The following is a 22,856-nucleotide window of genomic DNA, read 5'->3' on the forward strand; positions in this document are numbered from 1 at the left end:
ATGGACCTGTCACGGTTTGATGCCGCTCCTTTGATAGCATTTACTGCACCAAAGGAGACTGACTATGGGACTGAAACGGACGGATGAATTTCGCAAGGATGCGGTGCGCATCGCACTGACCAGTGGGTTGAAGCGCCAGCAAGTTGCTGATGATCTGGGTGTCGGAATGTTGACGCTGAATAAATGGATCACGGCGCACCGGGACACAGATGTGGTCTCGAAAGAGGATTTGGGACTGGCTCAAGAGAATGACCGGCTTCGTCGCGAGGTCCGCATCCTCAAGGAGGAGCGGGACATCTTAAAAAAAGCCACCCAATTCTTCGCGGGTCTAAAGCAATGAGATTTAGATTCATCGAAGAACACATAGATTGCTTTCCAGCGAACCGTTTGTGCAAAGTCGTAGGTGTCAGCTCTCGGGGCTTGCGGGCCTTCCGCAGCCGCCCTGCCAGCCGCAGGCAGCGATCTGATATGGTGACGTTGGCGCACATCAAAGAGCAATCCCGTCTCAGCTTGGGCAGCTATGGTAGGCCACGGATGACAGAAGAGCTGAAAGAGATCGGTTTGGACATCGGTCACCGCCGTGTTGGCCGATTGATGCGTCGGAACGGCATATCAGTTGTCAGGACACGCAAACACAAGGTCACGACAGACAGTGACCACAAGTTCAATATCGCGCCAAACCTGTTGGATCGCGACTTCAACGCTGATGCCCCAAACCAAAAGTGGGCTGGTGACATCAGTTACATTTGGACGCGTGAGGGATGGTTGTTTCTGGCTGTCATCCTCGACCTGTATTCAAGGCGGGTCATTGGTTGGGCCGTCAGTAACCGCATGAAGCGCGATCTGGCGATCAGAGCCTTGCAGATGGCCATTGCATTCCGGTCACCGCCGAAAGACTGCATCCACCACACGGATCGAGGCAGCCAATATTGTTCTCATGATTATCAGAAGATCCTGCGCCAGCACGGCTTCAAAGTATCGATGAGCGGGAGGGGCAATTGTTACGACAACGCTGCCGTTGAGACGTTCTTCAAAACCATCAAGGCTGAACTGATTTGGCGGCACCCTTGGAAGACGCGGCGGAAGGCTGAGATGGCCATCTTCGAATACATCAATGGCTTCTACAATCCGCGTCGCCGCCACTCAGCACTGGGCTGGAAAAGCCCCGTCGCTTTCGAAAGGAAAGTGGCTTAAACGAGCACTTGGGGCGGCACAAAACCGTGACAGGTCCAGAAAGATCGTGAGCGCCATCAAAGATCTCACCCTCGTAGCCCGTCGGTCCATCACTTTTGATCGCGGAACTGAGTTTGTCAGTTGGCCACACCTACAAGCCGAGATCGGAACCCAAACGTGGTTTTGCGACCCCTCCAGCCCCTCTCGGGACATCGCTACGCGATACTCTGCCGGGCAACGCATGGCAGAAAGGCACAGTCGAGAACACTAACCGACGCCTTCGAAGGTGGCTGCCCCGCAAACGCGACATCCGGCAATGCACAGATCACGATATGAAGGTGATCTGTGATCGCCTCAACAACACGCCGCGTAAGTGTCTTGGATGGAAAACGCCAGCCGAAGTCTTCCGCCAAAAAACATTGGAGGAAATGCGATGACGCCCCTACCCTGAGCTCAACAAGAGTCGCGGTTCACGTATCGCTCACACTTAACCTTTATAGATGCTCCAGCGCGATACTTGCGGGATGCTTGGATTGTACCCGTGGCGATAGGCTGCCCGACTACATCCCGGGCAGCCACAGCGCCAGTTGCGGGAACAGGATCAACAAGAACACCAGCAGCACCGAGCATCCCATATAGGGGAAGGCAGATCCGTAGATTTCGCGCATGGTTGTGCCTTTGGGGGCGACGCCCTTCATCACGAAAAGCAATAACCCGAAGGGCGGTGTGGTAAAGCTGATCTCGAGCGCCAGCAGGATCACCAGACCGAACCACACCGGATCAAATCCCAGCGTTGTGGCGAGCGGGAAAAAGATCGGTACGGTCAGCAACATCATTGAGATCTGCTCCATGAACATACCCAGCAGCAGCAGTACTCCGAACATCACCAGCAGCATCGCCACAGGGGCCAGATCAAACGACGTTGCCCACCGGATCAACCCGCTGGAAGCACCGGAGAACGCCAGCAACTGGCTGAAGGTAGCCGACCCGAAGACGATGAGATAGGCCATCAGGGTCACCCGCATCGCGCCGATCACCGATTTCTTCATCGCGTCCCATGTGAGGCAACGGAAGGCCACGGCCAAGATCAACACGCCAAGCGCCCCGAATGCCGCGGCCTCGGACGGGGTGATCAGCCCGCCCACCATACCGATCACGATCACGACCATGACAGACAACATGGGCACCACATCGCCGAAGAACAGGCGCATCTTCTGGCCAAAGCGCAGGTCTTCAACCTCGTAAGCGGGGGCGGCGTCAGGATCGATCCGGGTCTGAATATAGATTGTCGCGATATAGAGGCTGGCAAGGATGAGCCCCGGGATGATCCCCGCGATCAACAATGCGCCCACATCGATCCGCGCCAAGGTTGCCAACAACACGGCCAGCGCCGAAGGCGGGATGATAATCGCCAGACCACCCGTGCCAAGGATCGGACCGATGGACATATGCTTTTTATACCCGCGTTCCGTCATCTCGGGCACCATCAGGCTGCCCAGCAACGCGGTGGAGCCCATGGACGACCCAGACAGCGTTGAAAATGCCGTGCCGCCCAGAACCGTGACATAGGACAGCCGCCCCGGCAGCTTGCCCAGCAAACGGTCGATGGCATTGAACATGCGCTTGCCCAAACCGGTGTAGAAAAAGATTTCGCCCATCAGCAAGAACAACGGGATCGGCACCAGCGCATAGTTGGTCAGCCCGCCGAACCCATTATTCAGCAGCAGCGTGACCCCTTTGGCCCCGCCCATAAAGAACCACGCCCCAACGATATTGGCTGCGAGAAAAGCCAGGGCAACCGGCATCCCGATGGCCATCAGCACCAGAATAGAGCCCAGCAAAAGGGCCAGCGATTCAAACCATTCCATTATTCATGTACCCCTGCTTCGCCGGAGTGCATCAGGTCATCACCAAAAACAAATCGGGAAAATTCAATCGCCATCAGGCCAAAGCTGACCGGAAAGGCCAGCGTCAGTATCCATTTCGGGAAGTAATACGCACGCACATCCAGATCATTGCGCGCGATGTTGTTCAGGCACAGCTCTGCCCCTTTCCACGCCAGTATCAAGGACACGACAACACAAAGCACCGCGACCAGCCGACTGACAAAGCGCCGCGCCGCTTCGGGCAGCGCCGCGGTCACCAGTTCGATATGCACATGACCCTTCTCGCGTACCAGCCAAGGTGCGCCGAGCATGGTCATATACAGGATCGCGTATTCAGAAGAGGTAAAGAGCCACGCAAAGGGCTGCATCCCGCTGTTGCGCATCACCACTGATAGAATGACCGAAATCATCAGCCACACCAGCATGGCCCCGGCAATCCCCGCCATCGCGTAAAGGAAACCTCTGTAAATTTGTCCGACACGCGCCATGGCTGCCCCTTTTGAACGAAAGCAGGCGCGCCCCATCAGAGCGCGCCAGATTTGGCTTACTGATTTTTCTGCGCGTCGTAGAACAGCTCGATCAGTTTGTCGTAGTTCCCGTCGCCTTGGGGGCTTTCGGCCATCAGGCCCTTCATCCGGTTCCACGTATTCTCTGTCGCCGCTCCCAGATAGTTTTGCGCCGCTTCCCCTTCCAGCGTCACAACGGTCATGCCTGCCTCTTCGAGCTTGGCAAAGTCTTCATCACGCACCGCGCCCAGCTTCTCGGCCGAGCCTTTCTCGTGCTCGATCGCCACGTCTTGCAGGATTTTGCGCGCCTCGTCCGAGAGAGAGTTCCACTTGTCGAGGTTCACAATCGTGCCAAGATCGGTCGAGAAAAAGCAGGGTTCGATCCGGTAGTTCAGGAACTCGTTCCATTTAAGGTCAATCAGGCCGATCTGCGTCCAGCCTGTTGCATCGACCACGCCGCGTTCCAGCGCAGAATAAACCTCGGTTGTGGGCAGATCGATCACCTGCGCGCCCAGATAGTCGGTGAAGAAGGCGTTATAGACCGCGTTGCCCCGCAGCTTGAGCCCCGACACATCCAGGTTCCCCTCTGCGTCAAGGCTGGGCTCATTACGGGTCCACAGGTTGTAGCATACGCCGGAATCGAACCAGCCAAGGTATTTGACGCCCATCTTCTCTTGGTGGATCTGATCGATCAGGTCCAACCCGCCATTGGCGCGGGTTTCGACCGCGGTCAGGTTAGATGTGACCAGCGCGTCTTTTTCAGGCAAAGCCCCTGCGTAAAAGCTGCCCGGCGTATAGACCATATCGACCACACCCGACCGGACGGCGTCGGGCTGCTGGAACATGCCAATGGCTTCGGGGCCACCGCGCACTTCGATCTGCACAACGCCTTCACCGGCGGTGTTCACCTTGTCCACAAATTCAAGGAACGACTTGGTATAGATCAGGGATTCAGGAAAGGCGTGTACTGCGGTCAGCGTCTCTTGCGCAAAAGCCGCCGTGGTCAGCGCCGTCGAGGCGAGGATACCGCCAAGGATTGTCTGTTTCATCGTATATACTCCCGGTTGGTGGGGCTGTTGGACCCCGTTATGTTGCCGTCCTGTCCCTCTTGCGGGGATCAGCACGCCTTAGGATGCGGGCACTGCCCACGGGTGCGCGGCAAACCGTGCCGTGCGAAAATCTTTGATGCGGTCGTTATGCTGGGCGGTCAGGTCGATATCATCCCAACCGTTCACCAGTTTCTCTTGCCAGACGGGATCCAGTTCGAACGTCAGGGTATGCCCCGCGATCACCGCTGCACATTTTTCCAAATCCACTGTCGCGCTGACAGCATCGGTGCCGATCGCGTCCAGCAGGGCGTCAATCTCTGCATCGCTCAGACGGGCGGGCAGCAGTCCATTGTTGACAGCATTGCTTTGAAAGATGTCGCCAAAGCTTGGGGCAAAGACGGCCCTGATCCCGAAATCAACCAGCGCATAGACCGCCGCCTCGCGGCTTGAGCCGCTGCCGAAGTTGCGCCGCGTGATCAACACATCTGCCCCCGCATGGCGATCAAGCACATGATCCACCGCATCCTGACGCAGGTCGTGCAACAGGAACTTGCCATAGCCGTCAGCCCGCGGTGCCGACATAAAGCGCGCCGGTATAAGCTGATCGGTGTCGACGTTTTCCTGCAGCAGCGCGACGGCGGTGCCATTGATCTGTGTCCAGCCGGTCATGTGCGTCCCTCCAGCAGCGGGCGCACATCGGCGAGATGTCCGGTAACTGCGGCGGCGGCGACCATCGCGGGGCTCATCAGATGGGTCCGCGCCCCGCGTCCCTGACGGCCCTTGAAGTTACGATTGGTCGAAGACGCGCAGCGTTTGCCGGCCTCGACCCGATCGCCATTCATGCCGACACACATCGAACAGCCCGATGCAGCCCATTCAAGCCCCGCTTGGGTAAACACGTCGGCCAGCCCTTCGGCTTCGGCCTGTTTCTTGACCTGCGCCGATCCGGGCGACACCAACCCCGGCACGACGGCCTTGCGCCCCGCCAATACTTTGGCGGCAAGACGAAGGTCTTCGATCCGGCCATTGGTGCACGATCCGATAAACACCTGATCCACCGCAATTTGGTCCAGCGCCATTCCCGGTTGCAGCGCCATATACTCCAGCGCCGCGCGCGCCTGCGCCTGTTTGCTGCCCGACAGCCGCGCCGGATCAGGGACATGTCCGGTGATGGGCAGCGCCTCTTCGGGGGAGGTGCCCCAGGTCACGGTTGGCGCGATATCGCTGGCGTTGAGTGCAACCTCGCGGTCGAAACGGGCATCTTTGTCAGTCGCAAGCTGGGACCAGTCCCGCAGGGCCGCCTCCCAATCCGCGCCTTTCGGGGCAAAGTTGCGCCCTTTGATATAATCGAATGTCACCTGATCCGGGGCCACCAACCCCAACCGCGCACCCCCTTCGATGCTGAGATTGCACAGCGTCAGGCGCCCCTCCATGCTTAATGCGCGGACAGCGGGGCCGGCATATTCAATCGCGTGGCCGCGTGCCCCATCGGCCCCCAGCTCTGCGATCCAGTGCAGCGCCAGATCTTTGGCCGTGACACCGGCCCCCAGTTCGCCGTCCACGGTGATCCGCATCGTTTTGGGCCGTTGTTGCCAGATTGTCTGCGTCGCCAGAATATGCGCCACCTCTGTCGCGCCGACGCCAAAGGCCAGCGCACCAAAGGCCCCATGCGTTGAGGTATGGCTATCGCCGCAATTGATCAGCAGCCCCGGCAAGGTCAGCCCCTGTTCGGGGCCGATCACATGCACAATGCCCTGCCCCGGATCGCGCAGATCGAATAGCCGGATGCCCTGTGCCTTGGCGTTGCGCCCCAATGTGTCGATCATCCGCCGGATATCCGCCGCCATCTCACCGGCGCGGGTGGGGGCATAGTGATCGACGACCCCAAAGGTCAGATCAGGGGCGGCGACCTTCATGCCGCGGCTCTCCAGTTTCACAAATGCGTGGTGCGATCCTTCGTGCACCAGATGTCGATCGACCCATAGCAGTGACGTGCCGTCATCGCGTCGCATCACCTCATGTGCGGCCCAAAGCTTGCCAAAGAGGGTCTGCGGCGCGGTCATTCTGCGGCCCCCTTCCGGCCCGGTTTCACCACCGGTTCCCAATGGCGCGCCTCGCCTGCGCCGACACGGCTCAGCGCCATTTCAAGGCGGAACATATCGGGGCGGTAGAGCGCAGACAGGTATTCAACCCCGCGTCCATCCTCATCCTTGACCACACGGTCCAGCGACAGCAGCGGCGCGCCGACACTGACCCCCAAAGCATCCGCCACATCGGGCGACGCGAGGGTCGCGCTTACCGTTTGATGGGCTGAAGCAACCTTGACGCCAGACCGCTCCAGCAAGCGGAAAAGCGGCGTCGTCGCCAGCTCAGCCTCTGTATAGTTATGTGCGATATCTTCGGGCACCCAAGTGGTCAGGTGGGAAAACGGCTCCCCTTCCACCAACCTCAGACGCACCGCAACTTGTACACGCGCTTGCGCATCCAGCCCCATCGCGGTGGCCACACTGCCCGGCGCGGCACCATAGCTAAAGGACAAAAGCCGCGCGGTGGTGTTCTGCCCCATCTCGACCAACTGCGGCATCAACGTATTGAAATCCGCGGCAAGTGCCGGCTGCACCTTGGGTGCGCAGACAGTCGTCCCCGATCCGGCACGGCGCAAGATCAGCCCGTCCCCTTCCAGCGCGTCCAGCGCACGGCGCACGGTCACCCGCGATACATCCAGCGTCACCGCCAGCTTTTGCTCGCCGGGCAAAACCGCACCGGCAGCGTAGACGCCGCGCATGATCTCTTCGTGCAGATGCAGGTAAACGCGCCGCGCCTTACCCCCTTCGGGAAGCCCCCTGCCCTTCGAAGATGTGCTTTGAAGTGTCATTTGAATCCTTCCAATCCTTTCCAACCCTACAAAGAGTTTTTTCAAAAGCAAGAAATCTATCTGACAAAAATCAAATTATTTGATCTATGCACATTTAATTATCTGTATTACAAAAAATACAGATCTGACGCAGGAGGCTTTATGCCGATCATCGAGATTCATGTGCTGCAAGGGTATGACGCAGCCCAGAAAACAAGGCTGTGCAAGGCGCTGACCAATGCCGCCCGCACGGTGATTCCCGCGACACCGGATGCGGTGACAGTGATGATCAAGGAGATGCCCGCCACCGATTATATGCGCGGCGGCCAGCACCGGTCGCCCGCCCCCGCCCTGCCGGATGCCCCGTCGATGGTGGCGCGATACCTGCACTCGATGGAGCAGCGCGACATCGTTACCGCCCGCACGCTTTTAGGCGACGGGTTCACCATGCACCTCCCCGGTGCCGCGCCTATGACAGAGCTTGATGATCTGCTGGAGTGGGCCGCGCCGCGCTATCGCTTCGTCAAGAAAACCATTCGCTCGATTGATCTTGCGCCCGGCGACGGGCCGGCCACGGTCGTCTATTGCCACGGCACGCTTTCAGGCGAATGGCCCGACGGGACCGCCTTTTCCGATATTCGCTTTATCGACCGCTTCGAAGTCACCGACGGCTTCATCACCCGCCAAGACGTCTGGAATGACATCGCAGAAACAAAGGCCCAACCATGACCCAAGACATCGACCCGATTACACTGGCCGTTCTGGCCGGACGGATGGAACAGATTGCCGACGAAATGGACGCAACCCTGTTCCGCGCCGCCTTTAACCCGATCATTGCCGAAGCACATGATGCCTCGCACGGGCTGTATCATGCGGTGTCGGGCGACACGCTGGTGCAGGGCAAGTCCGGGCTGCCGATCTTTGTCGGGGTGATGTCATTTGCCGTGAAGGCGGTGATCGACAAAGCGGCCGAGAATGGCGATCTGGAAGACGGCGACATCTATATCTTCAACGATGCCCATCTGGGCGGCACGCACCTGTCCGACATGCGGTTGGTGCGCCCCTATTTTCACGACGGCAAACTGTTTTGCTATCTCGCCTCGGTCGGGCATTGGCATGACGTGGGCGGCGCGGTGCCGGGCAACTACAACCCCGCCGCAACCGACGCCTTCCAGGAAGCCTTCGTGCTGCCCCCTGTGCGTCTTGCCAAAGCGGGCAAGGTCCAGACCGACATTATCGACATCCTGATGCGCAACACCCGCCTGCCGCAATCGGCCCAAGGCGATCTGAACGGCCAGCTCGGCGCGCTTGATCTGGGCAAAAAACGTCTGGACGAGCTGCTGGCGGAATACGGTGCCGAGACTGTGCGCGCGGCATTGGATGCGTTGCAGGACCGCGCCGAAACCCTGATGCGGACAGAACTGACGGACCTGCCAGATGGACGCTGGGAGGCAGAGGATTTTCTGGATAACGACGGCATCACCGATACGCCGCTGCCGATCAAGGTCGCGCTCGAGATCAAGGGCGATCAGATGCTGCTGGATTTCACCGGCACGGCAGACCGCTGTGCAGGGCCGGTCAATATCGCGCTTCCCACGGCGGTGGCGACGGCCTATGTCGCGATCAAACATATCTTTCCCAGCCTGCCCGCCAACGCCGGTGTGATGCGCCCGATCGAGGTGAAGATCCCCGAAGGGTCGCTGCTGTCCGCCCCCTTCCCGGCGCCGGTCGGCGGCTATACCGAAACGATCCTGCGGATGGTCGATGTGATCTTTTCCGCCGCGTCGCAGGCCGCACCGGACCGTGTGGTTGCCAACGCGTATGGCACGATCAACGCGCTGTCGATTTCGGGCAAACGCGCGAATGGTCAACCCTGGGTGATGTTCAGCTTTTACGGCGGCGGGCATGGGGGCTCTCCCGAAGGGGACGGGCTGAACCACGGCAATGCGCCGATCTCCACCGCGACCATCCCCCCGATGGAAATCCTCGAATCCGCCTATCCGGTGATGTTCAAACAATGGGCGCTGCGCCCCGACAGTGCCGGTGCGGGTCAGCATCGCGGCGGCATGGGGGCCACCTACGAGATCGAAGTGCTTGAGGAATCCGCCACCGCCTTTCTGTTCGGCGAACGCGGACGCTTTGCGCCGAAAGGGGTCGCAGGCGGGGGCGACGCGGCGCTGAACCGGTTTGAGTACGAACAAGACGACGGCTGGCACGCCCCGCCCATGGCCTCGAAAATGGTGGGCATCAAGCTGCAACGCGGCCAGTCCGTACGGCTCGATACCCCCGGCGGTGGCGGCTATGGCGCGCCCGCAAACCGTGCTGCGGCCGATGTGGCCCGCGACGTGGCGGGTGGCCTGCTGACACCCGACTACGCGACACAGACTTATGGCCCAGACTGGAAAGAGGTGACCCAATGACCAGCGCAAACCGCATGATCGGCGTCGATGTCGGCGGCACCTTCACCGATATTTTCGTTCTGGACGAGGCAACAGGCAGCGCGCAGGTTGCCAAGGTTCCCACCTCGCGCCCCGACCAATCGGCGGGCTTTTTGTCGGGCATCGGATCGCGGGTCGATGATCTGTCGACTGTCTCAGTCGTCGTACATGGCACCACTGCCGGCACCAATGCGCTGCTGGAACGCAAAGGCGCCAAGATCGGCGTGATCACCACGATGGGCCTACGCGACGTGCTGGAAATGCGCCGCCGTGACCGGCCGCGCACCTGGGGGCTGCGAGGGGACTTCACGCCCGTTGTCGATCGCGCCTTGCGCCTTGAAGTACCGGAACGCACGCTTGCCGATGGCACGATCCGTCAGGCGGTGGACCTCGAGGCGGTGCAAGCCGCCGCGCAAGAGCTGCTGGATCAGGGCTGTCTTGCCTGTGCGATCCTCTTTGCCAACAGCTATGCCAATGCCGAAAACGAAAGACTGGCGGTCGAAGCCGTGCGCGCCATGTGGCCGAATGCCCATGTCTCGGCTTCAAGCGAAATCCTGCCCGAGATCCGCGAGTTCGAACGGTTCTCTACCACCGCGTTGAACGCCTATCTGCAACCCGAAGTCTCTGGCTACCTCGCGCGGCTTGAAACCGCGCTGAAACAGGACGGGTTTGCAGGCGAGTTCATGATCGTGCAGTCCAACGGCGGGGTGATGGATGCGGCGACCGCGGCGCGTCTGCCCGTGCGCACTGCGCTGTCGGGTCCGGCAGCGGGGGTCATCGCCGCGGGTTACATCGCCGAAGCCGCCGGTTTTCCCGATATCATCACCGGCGACATGGGCGGCACCTCTTTCGATGTGAGCCTGATCGCCAAAGGCCAGTCGATGCTGTCGCAACAGACCTCGATCGACTTTGGCATGGTGGTCCGGTCCCCCATGATCGAGATTACGACAATCGGCGCGGGCGGTGGCTCTATCGCTTGGGTCGATAAGGGCGGCTTGCTGAACATCGGGCCGGAAAGCGCCGGGTCCACGCCCGGCCCTGTCGCCTACGGTCAGGGGAACACGCGCCCCACTGTGACCGACGCCAATGTCGTTCTGGGCCGTATTGATCCCGACAACCCCATCGGCGGCAAGCTGGACCGGCTGGATGTGGAGGCGGCAAAGGCCGCGATCCTTGAACATGTGGGCACCCCCCTTGGGCTGGACGCGCTGCAAGCCGCCGAGGCGATCTTGCGCGTGGCCAACAGCCGCATGGCCGGCGCGCTGCGACTTGTCTCTATCGAACGTGGGTTTGATCCAAAACGCTTTGCGTTCATGCCCTTTGGTGGAGGTGGTGCCTTGCATTCCGGTGCCATGATGGCAGAGGTCGGTCTGGCGCGGTCCATCGTGCCGCGTTACCCGGGGGTAACATCTGCCATGGGCTGCGTCATCGCGGATATGCGGCAGGATTTCGTGCAAACCATCAACTCGACTCTGTCGGGCATCGACCTTGGGGCGCTGACTGGTTTCATGCAAACCCACGTTGATGACGGGCTTGCCACGCTTGAAGCCGCGCGCACCCATTTTGAACGGCGCGATACGGAGTTCACGCTTGATATGGCCTATCTCGGCCAGACGCATACGGTATCGGTGACGCTGCCGGTGACCGTGGCCGATGGCACAGTGACACCCCCAACAGAGGACGATATCTCGGCGGCATTCGACAGCGCCTACCGCGCCACCTATGGGCGGCTGCTTGAGAATGGCACGCGACGGGTGATCAACCTGCGTTCTGCCATCACCGGACGGCGCCCGCGCTTTGATCTGTCCACGCTCGCCCCTGTCGGTGGCAGCGTTGAAGACGCGCTGAAAGGCACGCGTCAGGTACACTTTGACGGTCAATGGCACGAAACGAAGCTCTATCACCGTCTTTCCTTGCCGGTCGGGGCCGAAGTCCCCGGCCCCGCAATCCTTGAACAACCTGACACAACCGTGTTGATCGAACCCGGACTGGTCGGCAAAGTCGACGCCTACGGCAACACTCTGATCGAAAGGGCCACCGCATGACCCCTGCCACGACCGCTTTGCTGACCATCGACCTGCAAAATGATTTCCTGCATCCCGAAGGTGCCTATGGCCGTGCGGGTCAGGGGGCCGAGAGCATCCTCGCCCTGCCCGACCGGATCGCGCCGCTCAAGTCCACGCTGACCAAGGCGGGCGGCACCTATATCTCGGCGCAGTTCACGCTGGTACCGGGGCGCGATGACGAACCGCTGATCGCCGCGCATCTCAAGAAGCTGCGCCCCTTCCTGACCAAGGGCGACTTTACCCCGGGCGGCTTTGGCCACGCGCTGGTAGATACGCTCGCCCCGGCGGATTTCACGATCGAGAAAGTCGCCTACTCCGCCTTTTACCAGACACGGCTTGAATATGTGCTGCGCGCGATGAAGATCGACACGCTGATCATCGGCGGGATCGTCACCAACGGCGGTGTCGCCAGTACCGTGCGGGATGCCCATCTGCGCGACATCCATACGGTGCTGCTGTCGGACGGTTGCGCCGCGTTCAAACAGGACGTGCACGAGGCGACGCTGACCTCGCTGGGGTCGGTGACGCAGGTGATGACCTGCGCCGAGGCCACCGCCGCTGTCGGAGGTGCCCAATGACCCTGCGCCAACGCCTGACCGCCCCCGATATTCTGATCGCCCCCGGTGTCTATGACGGGCTGACCGCCGCCCTTGCCACCGACGCGGGCTTCGAGGCGCTGTATCTTTCCGGTGCAGCGGTTGCCTATACCCGTTTGGGCCGCCCCGATATCGGGCTCAGCACCGCCTCCGAGATGACCGATACGATGGCGTTGATTGCCGATCGCACCGACCTGCCGGTGATCATGGACGCTGACACCGGTTTCGGCAATGCACTGAACGCGCGGCGCACGATGCAAAGCTATGAACGCGCGGGGGCCTCTGCTTTGCAGGTGGAGGACCAGACCTACCCCAAAAAATGCGGCCATCTGTCTGATAAGTCTCTGATCCCGAAAGAGGAAATGGCCGGCAAAATCGCCGCGATGGCCGATGCGCGCCGCCACGATACGCTGATCATCGCCCGCACCGACGCCATCGCGGTAGAAGGCTTTGACGCGGCGATTGATCGCGCGGGCAGCTATATCGACGCCGGTGCCGATGTATTGTTCATCGAGGCCCCTCGCGACAGCGGAGAGCTTTCGCGCATCGCCGATACCTTCAAGGGGCGTGTCCCCCTGCTGGCCAATATGGTGGAAGGCGGCGCGACCCCGATCTCTTCGGCGACCACGCTAGAGGATATGGGTTTCGATATCGTGATTTTCCCCGGCGGCATCGTGCGCGCTTTGGCGAAATCGGCGCAGGACTATTACGCGAGCCTGAAAGCAACCGGCTCTAACAAAGCGTTTTCCGACCGGATGCATGATTTCGACGGGTTGAATGCCGCGATTGGCACCCCCGAGATGCTGGCCCTTGGAAAGCGGTTCGATGGCAAATCCTGATGTCGCCGCCCCGCCGTCGGCTTTCGATCTAGAGGTCGAAACCCTGATCATCGGCGCGGGGGCCTGCGGCATGATCGCGGCGCTGGCGGCGCATGAGGCGGGTCAGGATGTGCTGTTGCTAGAGGCCGACGCGATCCCCACAGGCTCTACCGCGCTGAGCGCCGGGTTGATCCCCGCGGCGGGGACGCGCCTGCAAAAGGACGCGGGGACCAGTGACAGCCCCGACGGTTTTGCCACCGACATTCAGGCCAAGGCGCACCACGAAAACGACGATGCGCTGGTCACCGCGATGGCCCGCACCGCCCCTCAGGTCATCGACTGGCTTGTCGAAACACATGGGCTGCCGTTCTCCCTCGTGCGTGACTTTGATTACCCCGGTCACAGCCAACGGCGGATGCACGGGCTGCCCTCACGGTCGGGGCGCGAATTGATCGACGCCCTGCGCGCGCGGATCGAGGCGCTTGATATCCCGCTGATCTGCAACCGCCGCGCCATTCGGCTTTATGCGGCAGGGGCAACACTCGCGGGGGCGCGGGTGTCGTTGCCTGACCAAAGCGGCGAAGATATCGGCTGCGACCGGCTGATCCTTGCGTGCAACGGGTTCGGTGGCAACCGCGCCATGGTCGCCCACCACATGCCGGATATCGCGGACGCGATCTGGTTCGGCCATGACGGCAACCGCGGAGAGGCGATCAGCTGGGGCGAGGCGCTTGGCACCCGCCGCCGTCATCTGGGTGCCTATCAGGGGCACGGCAATGTCGCCCACCCTCATGGCATCCTGATCACATGGGCCACAATCACCGAAGGCGGCGTTCAGGTGAATACGACCGGCAAGCGGTTCTGGAACGAAGCGCAAGGCTACTCCGAAGCGGCGCGGGCCGTGCTGGCGCAGCCTGACGGCGTGGCATGGACCATATTCGACGCTCGCATCGCCGAGATTGCCCGCCAGTTCGAGGATTTCAAGAACGCCGAGGCCCAAGGTGCGGTGATCACAGGGGATACGGTCGAAACACTGGCTGCAAAGGTCGGATTGCCCGCAGATGTTTTGGCGAAAACGATCACTGATATTCCGGCGGGCGGGCGGGATGCCTTTGGCCGCACATGGGGTGCGGCGTCCCTTTCCGCCCCCTTCTGCACAGTAAAGGTGACCGGCGCGCTGTTTCACACGCAAGGCGGGCTTGAGGTTGACCCGACGACGGCCAAGGTGCGCAGGGCAGAGGGTGGCACATTCGACAATCTATACGCCGCAGGAGGCGCCGCTTGCGGGGTATCGGGCAAGGGCGACAGCGGCTATCTGTCGGGCAACGGCTTGCTCGCGGCTGTCACGCTCGGGTACATCGCGGGGCGCGGATAGGGTTTTGCTCAGCAAATCTCTTCTACCCTTCAGACCCGCTCCGCTGTGCCGTTGGGCGTATGGTGTGGGCTTTCTGGACTGGCCTGTCCGTCAAAGCAGACACGCACAAACTCACTCAAACCCCTCATCATCCTCCAGCAAGATACGCGCGGCATCGCCCTCCAGGTCTTCGTACTGACCACTGCGTAATGTCCACAGACAGGCGATCAGCCCTGCTGCGCCGAGGCATATGGAAACGGGGATGAGGACAATCAGAATATTCATCGACGCAGCGCATTCAGAACGACAAGGATGGAGGACGAAGACATGACCGCCGCCGCCATCAGCGGTGTGGCAAAGCCCATGACCGCGACCGGGATCGCCACGCAGTTATAGGCGGCGGCGAGGGCGAGGTTCTGCCTGATGCGGCTGCGCGCCCGACGTGCCAGGCTCAGGGTCTGCGCGACCGTGCCGAGAGTGCCCCCCAGAATGACGCCGTCCGAGGCGACCCTTGCCGCATCCAGCGCCGAACCGGGGGCGAGCGATGCATGTGCGGCGGCAAGCGCTGCGGTGTCATTCAGCCCGTCGCCCACCATCAGCACCCGTCTGCCCTGTTCGGACATGCCACGCACCAGATCGACTTTCTCGTGGGGCAAGACACCGGCATGTATCTGATCAATCCCAAGTTTTACGGCAAGGGCGGCGGCGCGGGCCGATGTGTCTCCGGTGATCATCGCGACCTGGCACCCGCCGGCGCAAAGCGCGGCGATCAAGGCGGCGGTGCCGGGGCGCGGGGTCTCGGTCAGCGGCAGGGGGATGCACCGATCGGGCAGATGAAGCTCGGGCCCGTCCTCTCCGCGCACCAGCCCCACGGGCTCACCATTCCAAAGGGCGGTGACCCCCTGCCCTGCGACCTCGACCACGTCGCGCAAGTCGGCAGGAGCCCGCCCCGCAAGGGACGCCGCCAGCGCACGGGACGCGGGGTGGTGCGACGCTTGGGCCAAGCTCAAGGCAACTGACGCGGCGTCGGGATCAAGCGCGGGAAGAACAGCCACCCCTTCGGTCAGCGTGCCGGTTTTGTCAAAAACGACCGTGTCGATGTCAGCCAGCCGTTCCAGCGCCGTGGGCGATTTCAGCAGCACGCCCGCGCGGAACAGCCGCCCCGTCATCGCCGCCGTCACTGCCGGAATGGCAAGCGCCAAGGCGCAGGGGCAGGTAATGATCAACGTCGCGGTGGCCACCGCAATGGCGTGATGCAGATCCCCCGTCAGCGCCCACCAGACCGCGAAAGCCACCGCGGCCAAACCATGCACCACCGGCGCATAAAGCCGCGCGGCGCGGTCCGCGATCCCGCTGTAGCGGTGCTTGCCGGTCTCTGCGACCTCGACGAGGGCCGCCAAATGGCGCAGGGTGCTGTCTTCGGCACGATGCGTGGCCCGTAGTGTCAGCGGTGCGCCAAGGATCACTTCGCCCGCGCAGACCAGATCCCCTGCCGCCAAAGCGACGGGGTCCGCCTCTCCGGTCAGGGCAGAGCGGTCCACCATTGCGGCGGTTTCAGCTATGCCATCCACAGGCGCACGGGCCCCTGCGGCCAATGCGATCCGGTCGTCCGGCATCAGCACGGCGACATCCACGGTTTCGCGCCCTGTTGCGGTCAGTCGGGTGGCGCGCGGCAGTTCCAGCGCCGTCAACTCTGCTGCGGCAGAACGCGCCGTCGCCCGCGCGCGGTGTTCAAGATACCGCCCCACCAGCAAGAAAAACGTCAAGGACAGCGCGGCATCAAACCATGTATGCGCCCCGCGTGCCGCAAAGGTTTCATAAAGCGATGTCGCAGCGGCCAGCAGGATCGCCAGCGCAATGGGTACATCCATGTTCACCCGCCCCGCCCGCAAGGCACCCCATGCCGAGGCAAAGAAAGGCACCGCAGAAAACGCCAGCGCGGGCAGTGCTATTGCGGCCGAGACCCAGTGGAACATCACCCGTGTCACATCCCCGGCCCCCGACCAGACCGCGACAGAGATCGCCATCACATTCATCATCGCAAAGCCCGCCACCGCAGCACGGGCCAGCAGGCGCCGCCCCGCGTCGTCATTGGCGGGGCGCAGGGCGGTCGCGTCCAGCTCATGCGCGTCAAAGCCTGCGTCGTTCAAGGCCTGAAGGGCGGTGCTGGCGTCACACCCGGGGGCGAGCACAAGGCGCACCCGCTTGGCGCTCAGGTTTACTCTCGCCGCTTTCACAGACGGCAGCTTGGCCAAAACCCCTTCGACCCCCGCAATACAAGCGGCACAGCGGATCTGCGGCAGCGCAAGGTAGACCGCCGCCTCGGTGTCGGCCACGCCCCTGCGCGCGGTGTCGACAGATGGGGCCAGCGCGTTACAGCCCGGACAGGCAGCGACGGTCATCGCAGGCCCCGCAGCGGGATGCGGCGCCGAAAGAGCGTACCGTCAGCGGCCCGCATCTCTATCCGCAGGTTCCAGTTGCCGGGGCCCGACGTGACGGGGGCAACCCATGCGGTGCCGTCCCAGCTGAATTCCGGCATGATGTCATCCGCCACCGTCGTCGCGCGCCCCAATGTGGCAAAGATGATCTCGGGCCTTACCACGCGATTGCCCGCATCTGTCACAGAGAGCCTAAGCGTCGTGTCGGTCAGCGCCGTCCGCACGGTCCAGCCCAAAGCTTCCTGTGCGGCGCGGTCGGTGTCGAAGTTCTGCGAGGCGACATAGCTCGACTCGGTCTCTTTGCCGGGGAAAGTCCGCACCGCGTTGAACGCCAGCGCGAGGTTCACCGAGATGATAATAGAAAAACCGCCGATAAACATCGCCAGCACATGCCAGCCGGTCAGCGGGCGCTCAGTCTGTACCACGCTCATCAGATCCTTCCTTTCCGTTGAAAATTGTATTGCCATAGGCCCGCTCGCCCGAGGTGACATCTTCGACCCAAAGGCGCAGGTCACTGCGCTGCGCGCGGGCGGCGGGTGTCTGCGGCGGGGCGATCACATAGACACGTTGCAACCGGCTGGTGTCAGCGGGCACGTTGACCACGGCGTTACTTGCGCCCTCTAGCGCCAGTTCCAAGGGGCTGTCGGCCACCAGCGACACTCTGAAATCCCGCGCTTCGGTGTGTTTGTTGCGCAGGCGGATGTCATAGGCGTTGCGGATGGACCCGTCCGATAGGGTGACAAAGGTCGGGTTGCGCACCGGCGCAATGGTCATGTCGATTTCGGGCCGGATGAAAAGTGCTACGACCAGCGCCACACCGATGGCGGCCCATGCCGTCGTGTACACAATCGTGCGGGGTCGAAAGACATGCTGCCAAAGCGGCTTGGGCTGCCACGGGGGCAGCGTGGCACCGGCAACGTCACCGGCGGGGGCGTCGGCATACCCCGCGACTGCGGCGCTTTCTTGCGGGGCGGTTGGCGGTTCGTCATCCAGCGCCAGATAGTCAATCAACCCCCGTGGCCGCCCGATCCTGGCCATCACATCGTCACAGGCGTCGATGCAGAGGGCGCAGGTAATACACTCCATCTGCTGACCCTCGCGGATATCGATCCCCATCGGGCAAACCGCGACACAGGCGTTGCAATCGATACAATCCCCCAGCACGTCGCCGCTGCGCGACTGGCGATCTCCGGCGGAGTTTATGTCCAGCGCGGCACCATAGCGCGCCACGGCATCGCCGCTCCCAATCGCGGCGGCGGCGGCTTGCTGGCGCTTCACCCCACCCTTCCCGCGCGGCTCCCCCCGCCATATGCGGTAGCCGACGGTCAGCGTGCCGGGGTCCATCATCGCGCCTTGGATGCGGGGCCAGGGGCACATGTAGATGCAGATCTGTTCGCGCATGAAGCCGCCAAAGATAAAGGTCGTGGCGGTCAGCACGGCGATGGTGGCATAGGCGACGGGTGCGGCTTGCAGGGTCACAAGGTCGCGCGCGAGACTGGGCGCATCGGCAAAGTAAAAGACCCAAGCCCCGCCCGTCGCCACCGAGATCAGCAACCAGACCGCCCATTTCGCCCCCCGCAACCGCGCCTTGCGCAGGCTCCACGGCGCATTGTGCAGGCGGATGCGCGCGTTACGGTCGCCCTCGATCCAGCGCTCCACAGTCATGAAGAGGTCAGACCAGACGGTTTGCGGGCAGGCATAGCCACACCAGACCCGACCCAAGGCAGAGGTAAACAGGAACAGCCCCAGCCCCGCCATGATCAGCAGTCCGGCGACGAAATAGAACTCATGCGGCCAGATCTCGATCCAGAAGAAATGGAAACGCCGGTTGGCAAGATCGACCAGAACCGCCTGATCCGGCAGGTTCGGCCCTCGGTCCCAACGGAGCCACGGGGTGACGTAATAGACCCCCAGCGTGAGGATCAGGATCACCCATTTCAGCCGGCGGAAAAAGCCGCTCACCCGGCGGGGGAAGATCGGCTCGCGCGCGGCGAAAAGCGGGGGGGCGGCGTTGGACATGTGCGGGGGGCTCCGGGGTTGTGTCTTGCGGCCTACACCCGTGGGGCGCAGGCCGCTTTGATCTGCATCAAACAACAGGTCTTTTTGTGCTGCGGCTCAATCCGCAGGCGTATCCTGCGCCGTGTCCATCGCGGCCTCCCCCCCGCCCAGACCGTGCACATAGGCCGTCACAGCGCGCACATCGGCTTCGCCCAAACGCGCCTGCCAGGGCGGCATGACCCCCATGCGCGGCGTTTTCAGCTGTTGGATAATCGCCTCGTGACTGCCGCCGCGCAGCCAGATCGCATCGGCAAGGTTTGGCGCGCCGATCTCGCGATCCCCAAGGCCCGTCTCACCGTGGCACGCGCTGCAATTCGTGGCGAAGATATCCGCACCCGCTTGGGCCGCTGCCTCGTCATGCGCGAGCCCCGAAAGGCTGCGTACGAAATGGGCCGTGGCGTCCAGTTCCGCAGCGCCCAGCCAGTCAAAGGACGGCATCTGCGAAAGACGCGCGTCGGCGTCATCCTCGTTGCGGATGCCGTGGCGCACGGTATAGGCGATCTCGGCCATTGTACCGCCCCAGAGCCAGTCGTCGTCCAGAAGGTTCGGATAGCCAGAGGCCACCACGCCCCCTGCCCCGGCGCCATGACATTGCGAACAATTCGCCGCAAAGACCGAACGCCCCGCCTGCACGGCGAAACGGTGCAGTTCTTCGTTGTCTTTCAGAACCCCCATATCGACGTTGATCAGGCTTTCCGTCAGATCGGCATTCGACAGATCGACACGCGCGATTTCAGCCGCGACCTCGCCACGGGTGGAATAGCCCAACAGCCCCGCCGTCGCCCCCGAAACCAAAGGCCATGCGGGATAGAGGATGGTATAGATCACGCCCCAGACGATGGTGGCGTAGAATGTCCAAAGCCACCACCGCGGCAGGGGTGTGTTCAGCTCTTCGATGCCATCCCAGCTGTGGCCCGTGGTTTCGGTGCCGGTGGTGGGGTCGATCTTGCGGTTGTCGGTCATTGGTGGGCTCCGTCTTGGCGGGCTTGGTCGGGGTCGTCGTTGCGAAACGGCACATCCGCCGCGTCATCATGCAGCGCGCGCGAGCCGGGGCGATAGGCCCAAGCAATGACCCCCAGAAAGATCAGCGTCAGGATCAGCAAGGCCCAACTGTCGGCCAGTTCACGCAGGAAGGAATAGGTGTCCATGGCGGGCTCCTCAGCGGGTGGCGTCGGGCACAAAGGTCGAAAAATCGACCAACGTCCCGAGCATTTGCAGATAGGCGATCAGGGCATCCATCTCGCTGACACCGGGCTGCCCGTCAAAGTCGCGCACCTGCGCACCGGGGTAGCGGTCCAGCAGCGCGTCATAATCCCCCATCGGGTCAACCTGCATGCGGAAATCTCCGCTCGCGCTGGCGATCATCTCGTCGGTGTAGGGCACGCCAACCATACGGTGGGTCGCCAGCAGATCGGTCACATCCTCGCTTTCCAGCTTGGCTTCCATCAGAAAGGCGTATTTCGGCATCACGCTTTCCGGCACGACCGACTGCGGGTCCATCAGGTGGTCCACATGCCACTCGTCCGAATAGCGCCCACCGACCCGCGCCAGATCCGGCCCCGTGCGTTTCGAGCCCCATTGAAACGGGTGGTCATACATGGATTCGGCGGCGAGGCTGTAATGGCCGTAACGCTCCGTCTCGTCGCGCATGGGGCGGATCATCTGGCTGTGGCAGACATAGCAGCCCTCGCGCACATAGATCTCGCGCCCCGCCAGTTCCAGCGGCGAATAGGGTCGCATGCCTTCGACTTTCTCGATCGTGTTCTCCAGCCAGAACAGCGGCGCGATCTCAACGATGCCGCCAATGCTCACCACCCCGAGAGAGGCGATCAGCAGCAGCGTCGCATTGCGTTCAAACCGCTGGTGGAAGGTGATCGTCTGCGTCTCGGGCGGCAGCTCGTTCGGGATTTTGCCCTTTTTCATCCCTTCGCTGGCGGTCACCACCTTGGGATCGTCAGCGGGGTCATAGTTGGGGCTTTGGGGGTTCTTGGCCATTGATATTACTCCGCTGGCAGGGCGACGGTGACGGGGCGGGCTTGCGGGGCGCGGATGGTCATCCACATGTTCCAGACCATCACCGCACCCCCCGCGAGGTAGAGCACCCCGCCCAGACCACGGACCACATACATCAGGAATTTGGCTTCGACGGTGTCGGCAAAGCTGTTGACAAGGAAGCCATTGGCATCGACCTCGCGCCACATCAGCCCTTCCATAATGCCCGAGACCCACATCGACGCCGCGTAAAGAACGATGCCCACGGTCGCGAGCCAGAAGTGCAGGTTGATCGCCGACAGCGAATGCATCTGCGCCCTGCCCCAAAGCCGCGGTGTCAGGAAATACAGCGCGCCAAAGGTGATCAGCCCGTTCCAGCCAAGCGCACCAGAATGCACGTGCCCAATGGTCCAGTCGGTGTAGTGGCTAAGGCTGTTCACCGCGCGGATCGACATCATCGGCCCCTCAAAGGTCGACATCCCATAGAAGGCGAGCGAGGCGACAAACATGCGGATGATCGGATCGGTGCGGATCTTGTCCCATGCGCCTTCGAGCGTCATCAGGCCGTTGATCATGCCGCCCCAACTGGGCATCCACAGGATGATTGAAAACACCATCCCCAGCGTCGCCGCCCAATCGGGCAAGGCGGTGTAATGCAAGTGGTGCGGACCGGCCCAGATATACAGAAAGATCAGCGCCCAAAAGTGGATGATCGACAGTTTGTAGCTATAGACCGGACGGCCTGCCTGTTTCGGCACGAAGTAGTACATCATGCCCAGAAAACCGGCGGTCAGGAAGAAGCCCACGGCGTTATGCCCGTACCACCACTGCGTCATCGCATCCTGCACGCCCGCAAAGACCTGCACCGATTTGGAGCCCCAGATCGACACCGGAATGGCGAGGTTGTTGACCACATGCAGCATGGCCACGGTGATGATGAAGGCCAGAAAGAACCAGTTCGCGACATAGATATGACGCTCGCGCCGGTTCAGGATCGTACCGAAGAACACGGCGAGGTAGGTCAGCCAGACGATGGTCAGCCAGATGTCGACATACCATTCCGGCTCGGCATATTCCTTCGATTGGGTCGCCCCCAGCAGATAGCCCGTCGCTGCCAGCACGATGAACAACTGATAGCCCCAGAAAACAAACCAAGCAGCGTTGCCGCCCCAAAGCCGTGCCGCCGACGTGCGTTGCACGATGTAAAAAGAAGAGGCGATCAGGGCATTGCCGCCAAAGGCGAAGATCACCGCGCTGGTGTGCAGCGGACGCAGACGGCCAAAGTTGGCATAGGGCTGCGCCCATTCGATATTCAGCGCGGGAAACGCGAGTTGAAAGGCGATGTATGTCCCCGCAAGGAACCCGACAACACCCCAGAACGCCGTAGCAATCACGCCATAGCGGATCGGCCCGTCCATATAGCCCTGCGGCGCCGGCGCATGGGGTGCGGCGCCCCCCTCGACCGGCATATTGCGCAGTTGCCAGAAGAATAGGCCGGCGGCGATCACCATGATCAGCAGCGCATGGACCATATAGGCCGGATCCCGCGCCCAATCGGCCGCCAAAGCTGCGAAAAACACAATGAGCGCAAGCACGACCAACTTGAGCGTATCGAACATATCCCGAAT

21 protein-coding genes are annotated in these 22,856 nt (G+C 62.0%); 7 read left to right on the forward strand and 14 right to left on the reverse strand.

Annotation, left to right across the window (positions count from 1 at the left end):
• Window positions 1–64: 64 nt before the first annotated feature.
• Window positions 65–1,194, forward strand: a protein-coding gene (locus ACNQ62_RS16360) for an IS3 family transposase (protein WP_418095321.1) whose coding sequence is annotated in 2 segments (ribosomal slippage) — window positions 65–296 and window positions 296–1,194 — 1,131 coding nt in all. Because the reading frame shifts where the segments join, the coding sequence is not laid out codon by codon here.
• Window positions 1,195–1,733: 539 nt separating this feature from the next.
• On the opposite strand, the gene ACNQ62_RS16365 is transcribed toward ACNQ62_RS16360, so the two are convergent.
• From ACNQ62_RS16365 to ACNQ62_RS16390, 6 genes are all read right to left on the reverse strand, one after another.
• Window positions 1,734–3,041, reverse strand: coding sequence for a TRAP transporter large permease (locus ACNQ62_RS16365; RefSeq protein WP_009824156.1), 1,308 nt, complete (start codon window positions 3,039–3,041; stop codon window positions 1,734–1,736).
• Complete coding sequence (locus ACNQ62_RS16370) at window positions 3,041–3,547, reverse strand: TRAP transporter small permease (RefSeq protein WP_005848588.1); 507 nt, start codon at window positions 3,545–3,547, stop codon at window positions 3,041–3,043. The genes ACNQ62_RS16365 and ACNQ62_RS16370 overlap by 1 nt, the downstream gene beginning before the upstream one ends.
• Window positions 3,548–3,603: 56 nt before the next feature.
• Window positions 3,604–4,614 carry a TRAP transporter substrate-binding protein DctP gene (gene dctP, locus ACNQ62_RS16375; RefSeq protein ID WP_418095322.1) on the reverse strand — a complete coding sequence of 337 codons (1,011 nt, stop codon included), beginning with the start codon at window positions 4,612–4,614 and terminating at the stop codon, window positions 3,604–3,606.
• A 78-nt stretch (window positions 4,615–4,692) separates the two neighbouring features.
• Complete coding sequence (gene leuD / locus ACNQ62_RS16380) at window positions 4,693–5,283, reverse strand: 3-isopropylmalate dehydratase small subunit (protein ID WP_418095323.1); 591 nt, start codon at window positions 5,281–5,283, stop codon at window positions 4,693–4,695.
• On the reverse strand, window positions 5,280–6,677 hold the full coding sequence (leuC, locus tag ACNQ62_RS16385; RefSeq protein ID WP_418095324.1) for a 3-isopropylmalate dehydratase large subunit: 1,398 nt from the start codon (window positions 6,675–6,677) through the stop codon (window positions 5,280–5,282). The genes leuD and leuC overlap by 4 nt, the downstream gene beginning before the upstream one ends.
• Window positions 6,674–7,489 carry a GntR family transcriptional regulator gene (locus ACNQ62_RS16390; protein WP_340238716.1) on the reverse strand — a complete coding sequence of 272 codons (816 nt, stop codon included), beginning with the start codon at window positions 7,487–7,489 and terminating at the stop codon, window positions 6,674–6,676. Before ACNQ62_RS16390 ends, leuC begins: the two co-directional genes overlap by 4 nt.
• On the opposite strand from ACNQ62_RS16390, the gene ACNQ62_RS16395 reads away from it, so the two are divergent.
• From ACNQ62_RS16395 to ACNQ62_RS16420, 6 genes are read left to right on the forward strand one after another with little or no spacing between them, the layout of a single operon-like run.
• Window positions 7,490–8,197 carry a tautomerase family protein gene (locus ACNQ62_RS16395; RefSeq protein WP_418095350.1) on the forward strand — a complete coding sequence of 236 codons (708 nt, stop codon included), beginning with the start codon at window positions 7,490–7,492 and terminating at the stop codon, window positions 8,195–8,197.
• On the forward strand, window positions 8,194–9,888 hold the full coding sequence (locus ACNQ62_RS16400; protein WP_180829693.1) for a hydantoinase B/oxoprolinase family protein: 1,695 nt from the start codon (window positions 8,194–8,196) through the stop codon (window positions 9,886–9,888). The genes ACNQ62_RS16395 and ACNQ62_RS16400 overlap by 4 nt, the downstream gene beginning before the upstream one ends.
• Window positions 9,885–11,951 (forward strand): hydantoinase/oxoprolinase family protein, encoded by a 2,067-nt coding sequence (locus ACNQ62_RS16405; protein ID WP_418095325.1) that lies wholly within the window; start codon window positions 9,885–9,887, stop codon window positions 11,949–11,951. Before ACNQ62_RS16400 ends, ACNQ62_RS16405 begins: the two co-directional genes overlap by 4 nt.
• Window positions 11,948–12,550, forward strand: a complete 603-nt coding sequence (locus tag ACNQ62_RS16410) for a cysteine hydrolase family protein (protein ID WP_418095326.1) — start codon at window positions 11,948–11,950, stop codon at window positions 12,548–12,550. Before ACNQ62_RS16405 ends, ACNQ62_RS16410 begins: the two co-directional genes overlap by 4 nt.
• On the forward strand, window positions 12,547–13,407 hold the full coding sequence (locus tag ACNQ62_RS16415) for an isocitrate lyase/PEP mutase family protein (RefSeq protein WP_009824166.1): 861 nt from the start codon (window positions 12,547–12,549) through the stop codon (window positions 13,405–13,407). The genes ACNQ62_RS16410 and ACNQ62_RS16415 overlap by 4 nt, the downstream gene beginning before the upstream one ends.
• A complete protein-coding gene (locus ACNQ62_RS16420; RefSeq protein WP_418095327.1) occupies window positions 13,394–14,761 on the forward strand; it encodes an FAD-dependent oxidoreductase in 1,368 nt (455 codons plus the stop codon). Before ACNQ62_RS16415 ends, ACNQ62_RS16420 begins: the two co-directional genes overlap by 14 nt.
• Window positions 14,762–14,872: 111 nt before the next feature.
• Here the strand turns inward: ACNQ62_RS16420 and ccoS are convergent, their stop codons facing one another.
• The 8 genes from ccoS to ccoN form a co-directional block, all read right to left on the reverse strand.
• Window positions 14,873–15,025 (reverse strand): cbb3-type cytochrome oxidase assembly protein CcoS, encoded by a 153-nt coding sequence (gene ccoS, locus ACNQ62_RS16425; RefSeq protein WP_418095328.1) that lies wholly within the window; start codon window positions 15,023–15,025, stop codon window positions 14,873–14,875.
• Entirely contained in the window at window positions 15,022–17,142 is a 2,121-nt protein-coding gene (locus tag ACNQ62_RS16430; protein WP_418095329.1) for a heavy metal translocating P-type ATPase, read from the reverse strand. The genes ccoS and ACNQ62_RS16430 overlap by 4 nt, the downstream gene beginning before the upstream one ends.
• On the reverse strand, window positions 17,139–17,609 hold the full coding sequence (locus ACNQ62_RS16435; RefSeq protein WP_168592446.1) for a FixH family protein: 471 nt from the start codon (window positions 17,607–17,609) through the stop codon (window positions 17,139–17,141). The genes ACNQ62_RS16430 and ACNQ62_RS16435 overlap by 4 nt, the downstream gene beginning before the upstream one ends.
• Window positions 17,590–19,197 (reverse strand): cytochrome c oxidase accessory protein CcoG, encoded by a 1,608-nt coding sequence (ccoG, locus tag ACNQ62_RS16440; protein WP_418095330.1) that lies wholly within the window; start codon window positions 19,195–19,197, stop codon window positions 17,590–17,592. The genes ACNQ62_RS16435 and ccoG overlap by 20 nt, the downstream gene beginning before the upstream one ends.
• Window positions 19,198–19,293: 96 nt before the next feature.
• Complete coding sequence (gene ccoP / locus ACNQ62_RS16445; RefSeq protein ID WP_418095331.1) at window positions 19,294–20,199, reverse strand: cytochrome-c oxidase, cbb3-type subunit III; 906 nt, start codon at window positions 20,197–20,199, stop codon at window positions 19,294–19,296.
• A complete protein-coding gene (locus ACNQ62_RS16450) occupies window positions 20,196–20,384 on the reverse strand; it encodes a CcoQ/FixQ family Cbb3-type cytochrome c oxidase assembly chaperone (RefSeq protein WP_009824400.1) in 189 nt (62 codons plus the stop codon). Before ACNQ62_RS16450 ends, ccoP begins: the two co-directional genes overlap by 4 nt.
• 10 nt (window positions 20,385–20,394) lie before the next feature.
• The gene (gene ccoO / locus ACNQ62_RS16455; protein ID WP_081781294.1) at window positions 20,395–21,231 is read right to left on the reverse strand and encodes a cytochrome-c oxidase, cbb3-type subunit II; all 837 of its coding nucleotides are present in this window, start codon (window positions 21,229–21,231) and stop codon (window positions 20,395–20,397) included.
• Window positions 21,232–21,236: 5 nt separating this feature from the next.
• Window positions 21,237–22,847 (reverse strand): cytochrome-c oxidase, cbb3-type subunit I, encoded by a 1,611-nt coding sequence (ccoN, locus tag ACNQ62_RS16460; protein WP_243252057.1) that lies wholly within the window; start codon window positions 22,845–22,847, stop codon window positions 21,237–21,239.
• Window positions 22,848–22,856: the final 9 nt, after the last annotated feature.

Source organism: Sulfitobacter sp. SBS6 (assembly GCF_048285585.1).
Taxonomy (GTDB): domain Bacteria; phylum Pseudomonadota; class Alphaproteobacteria; order Rhodobacterales; family Rhodobacteraceae; genus Sulfitobacter; species Sulfitobacter pontiacus.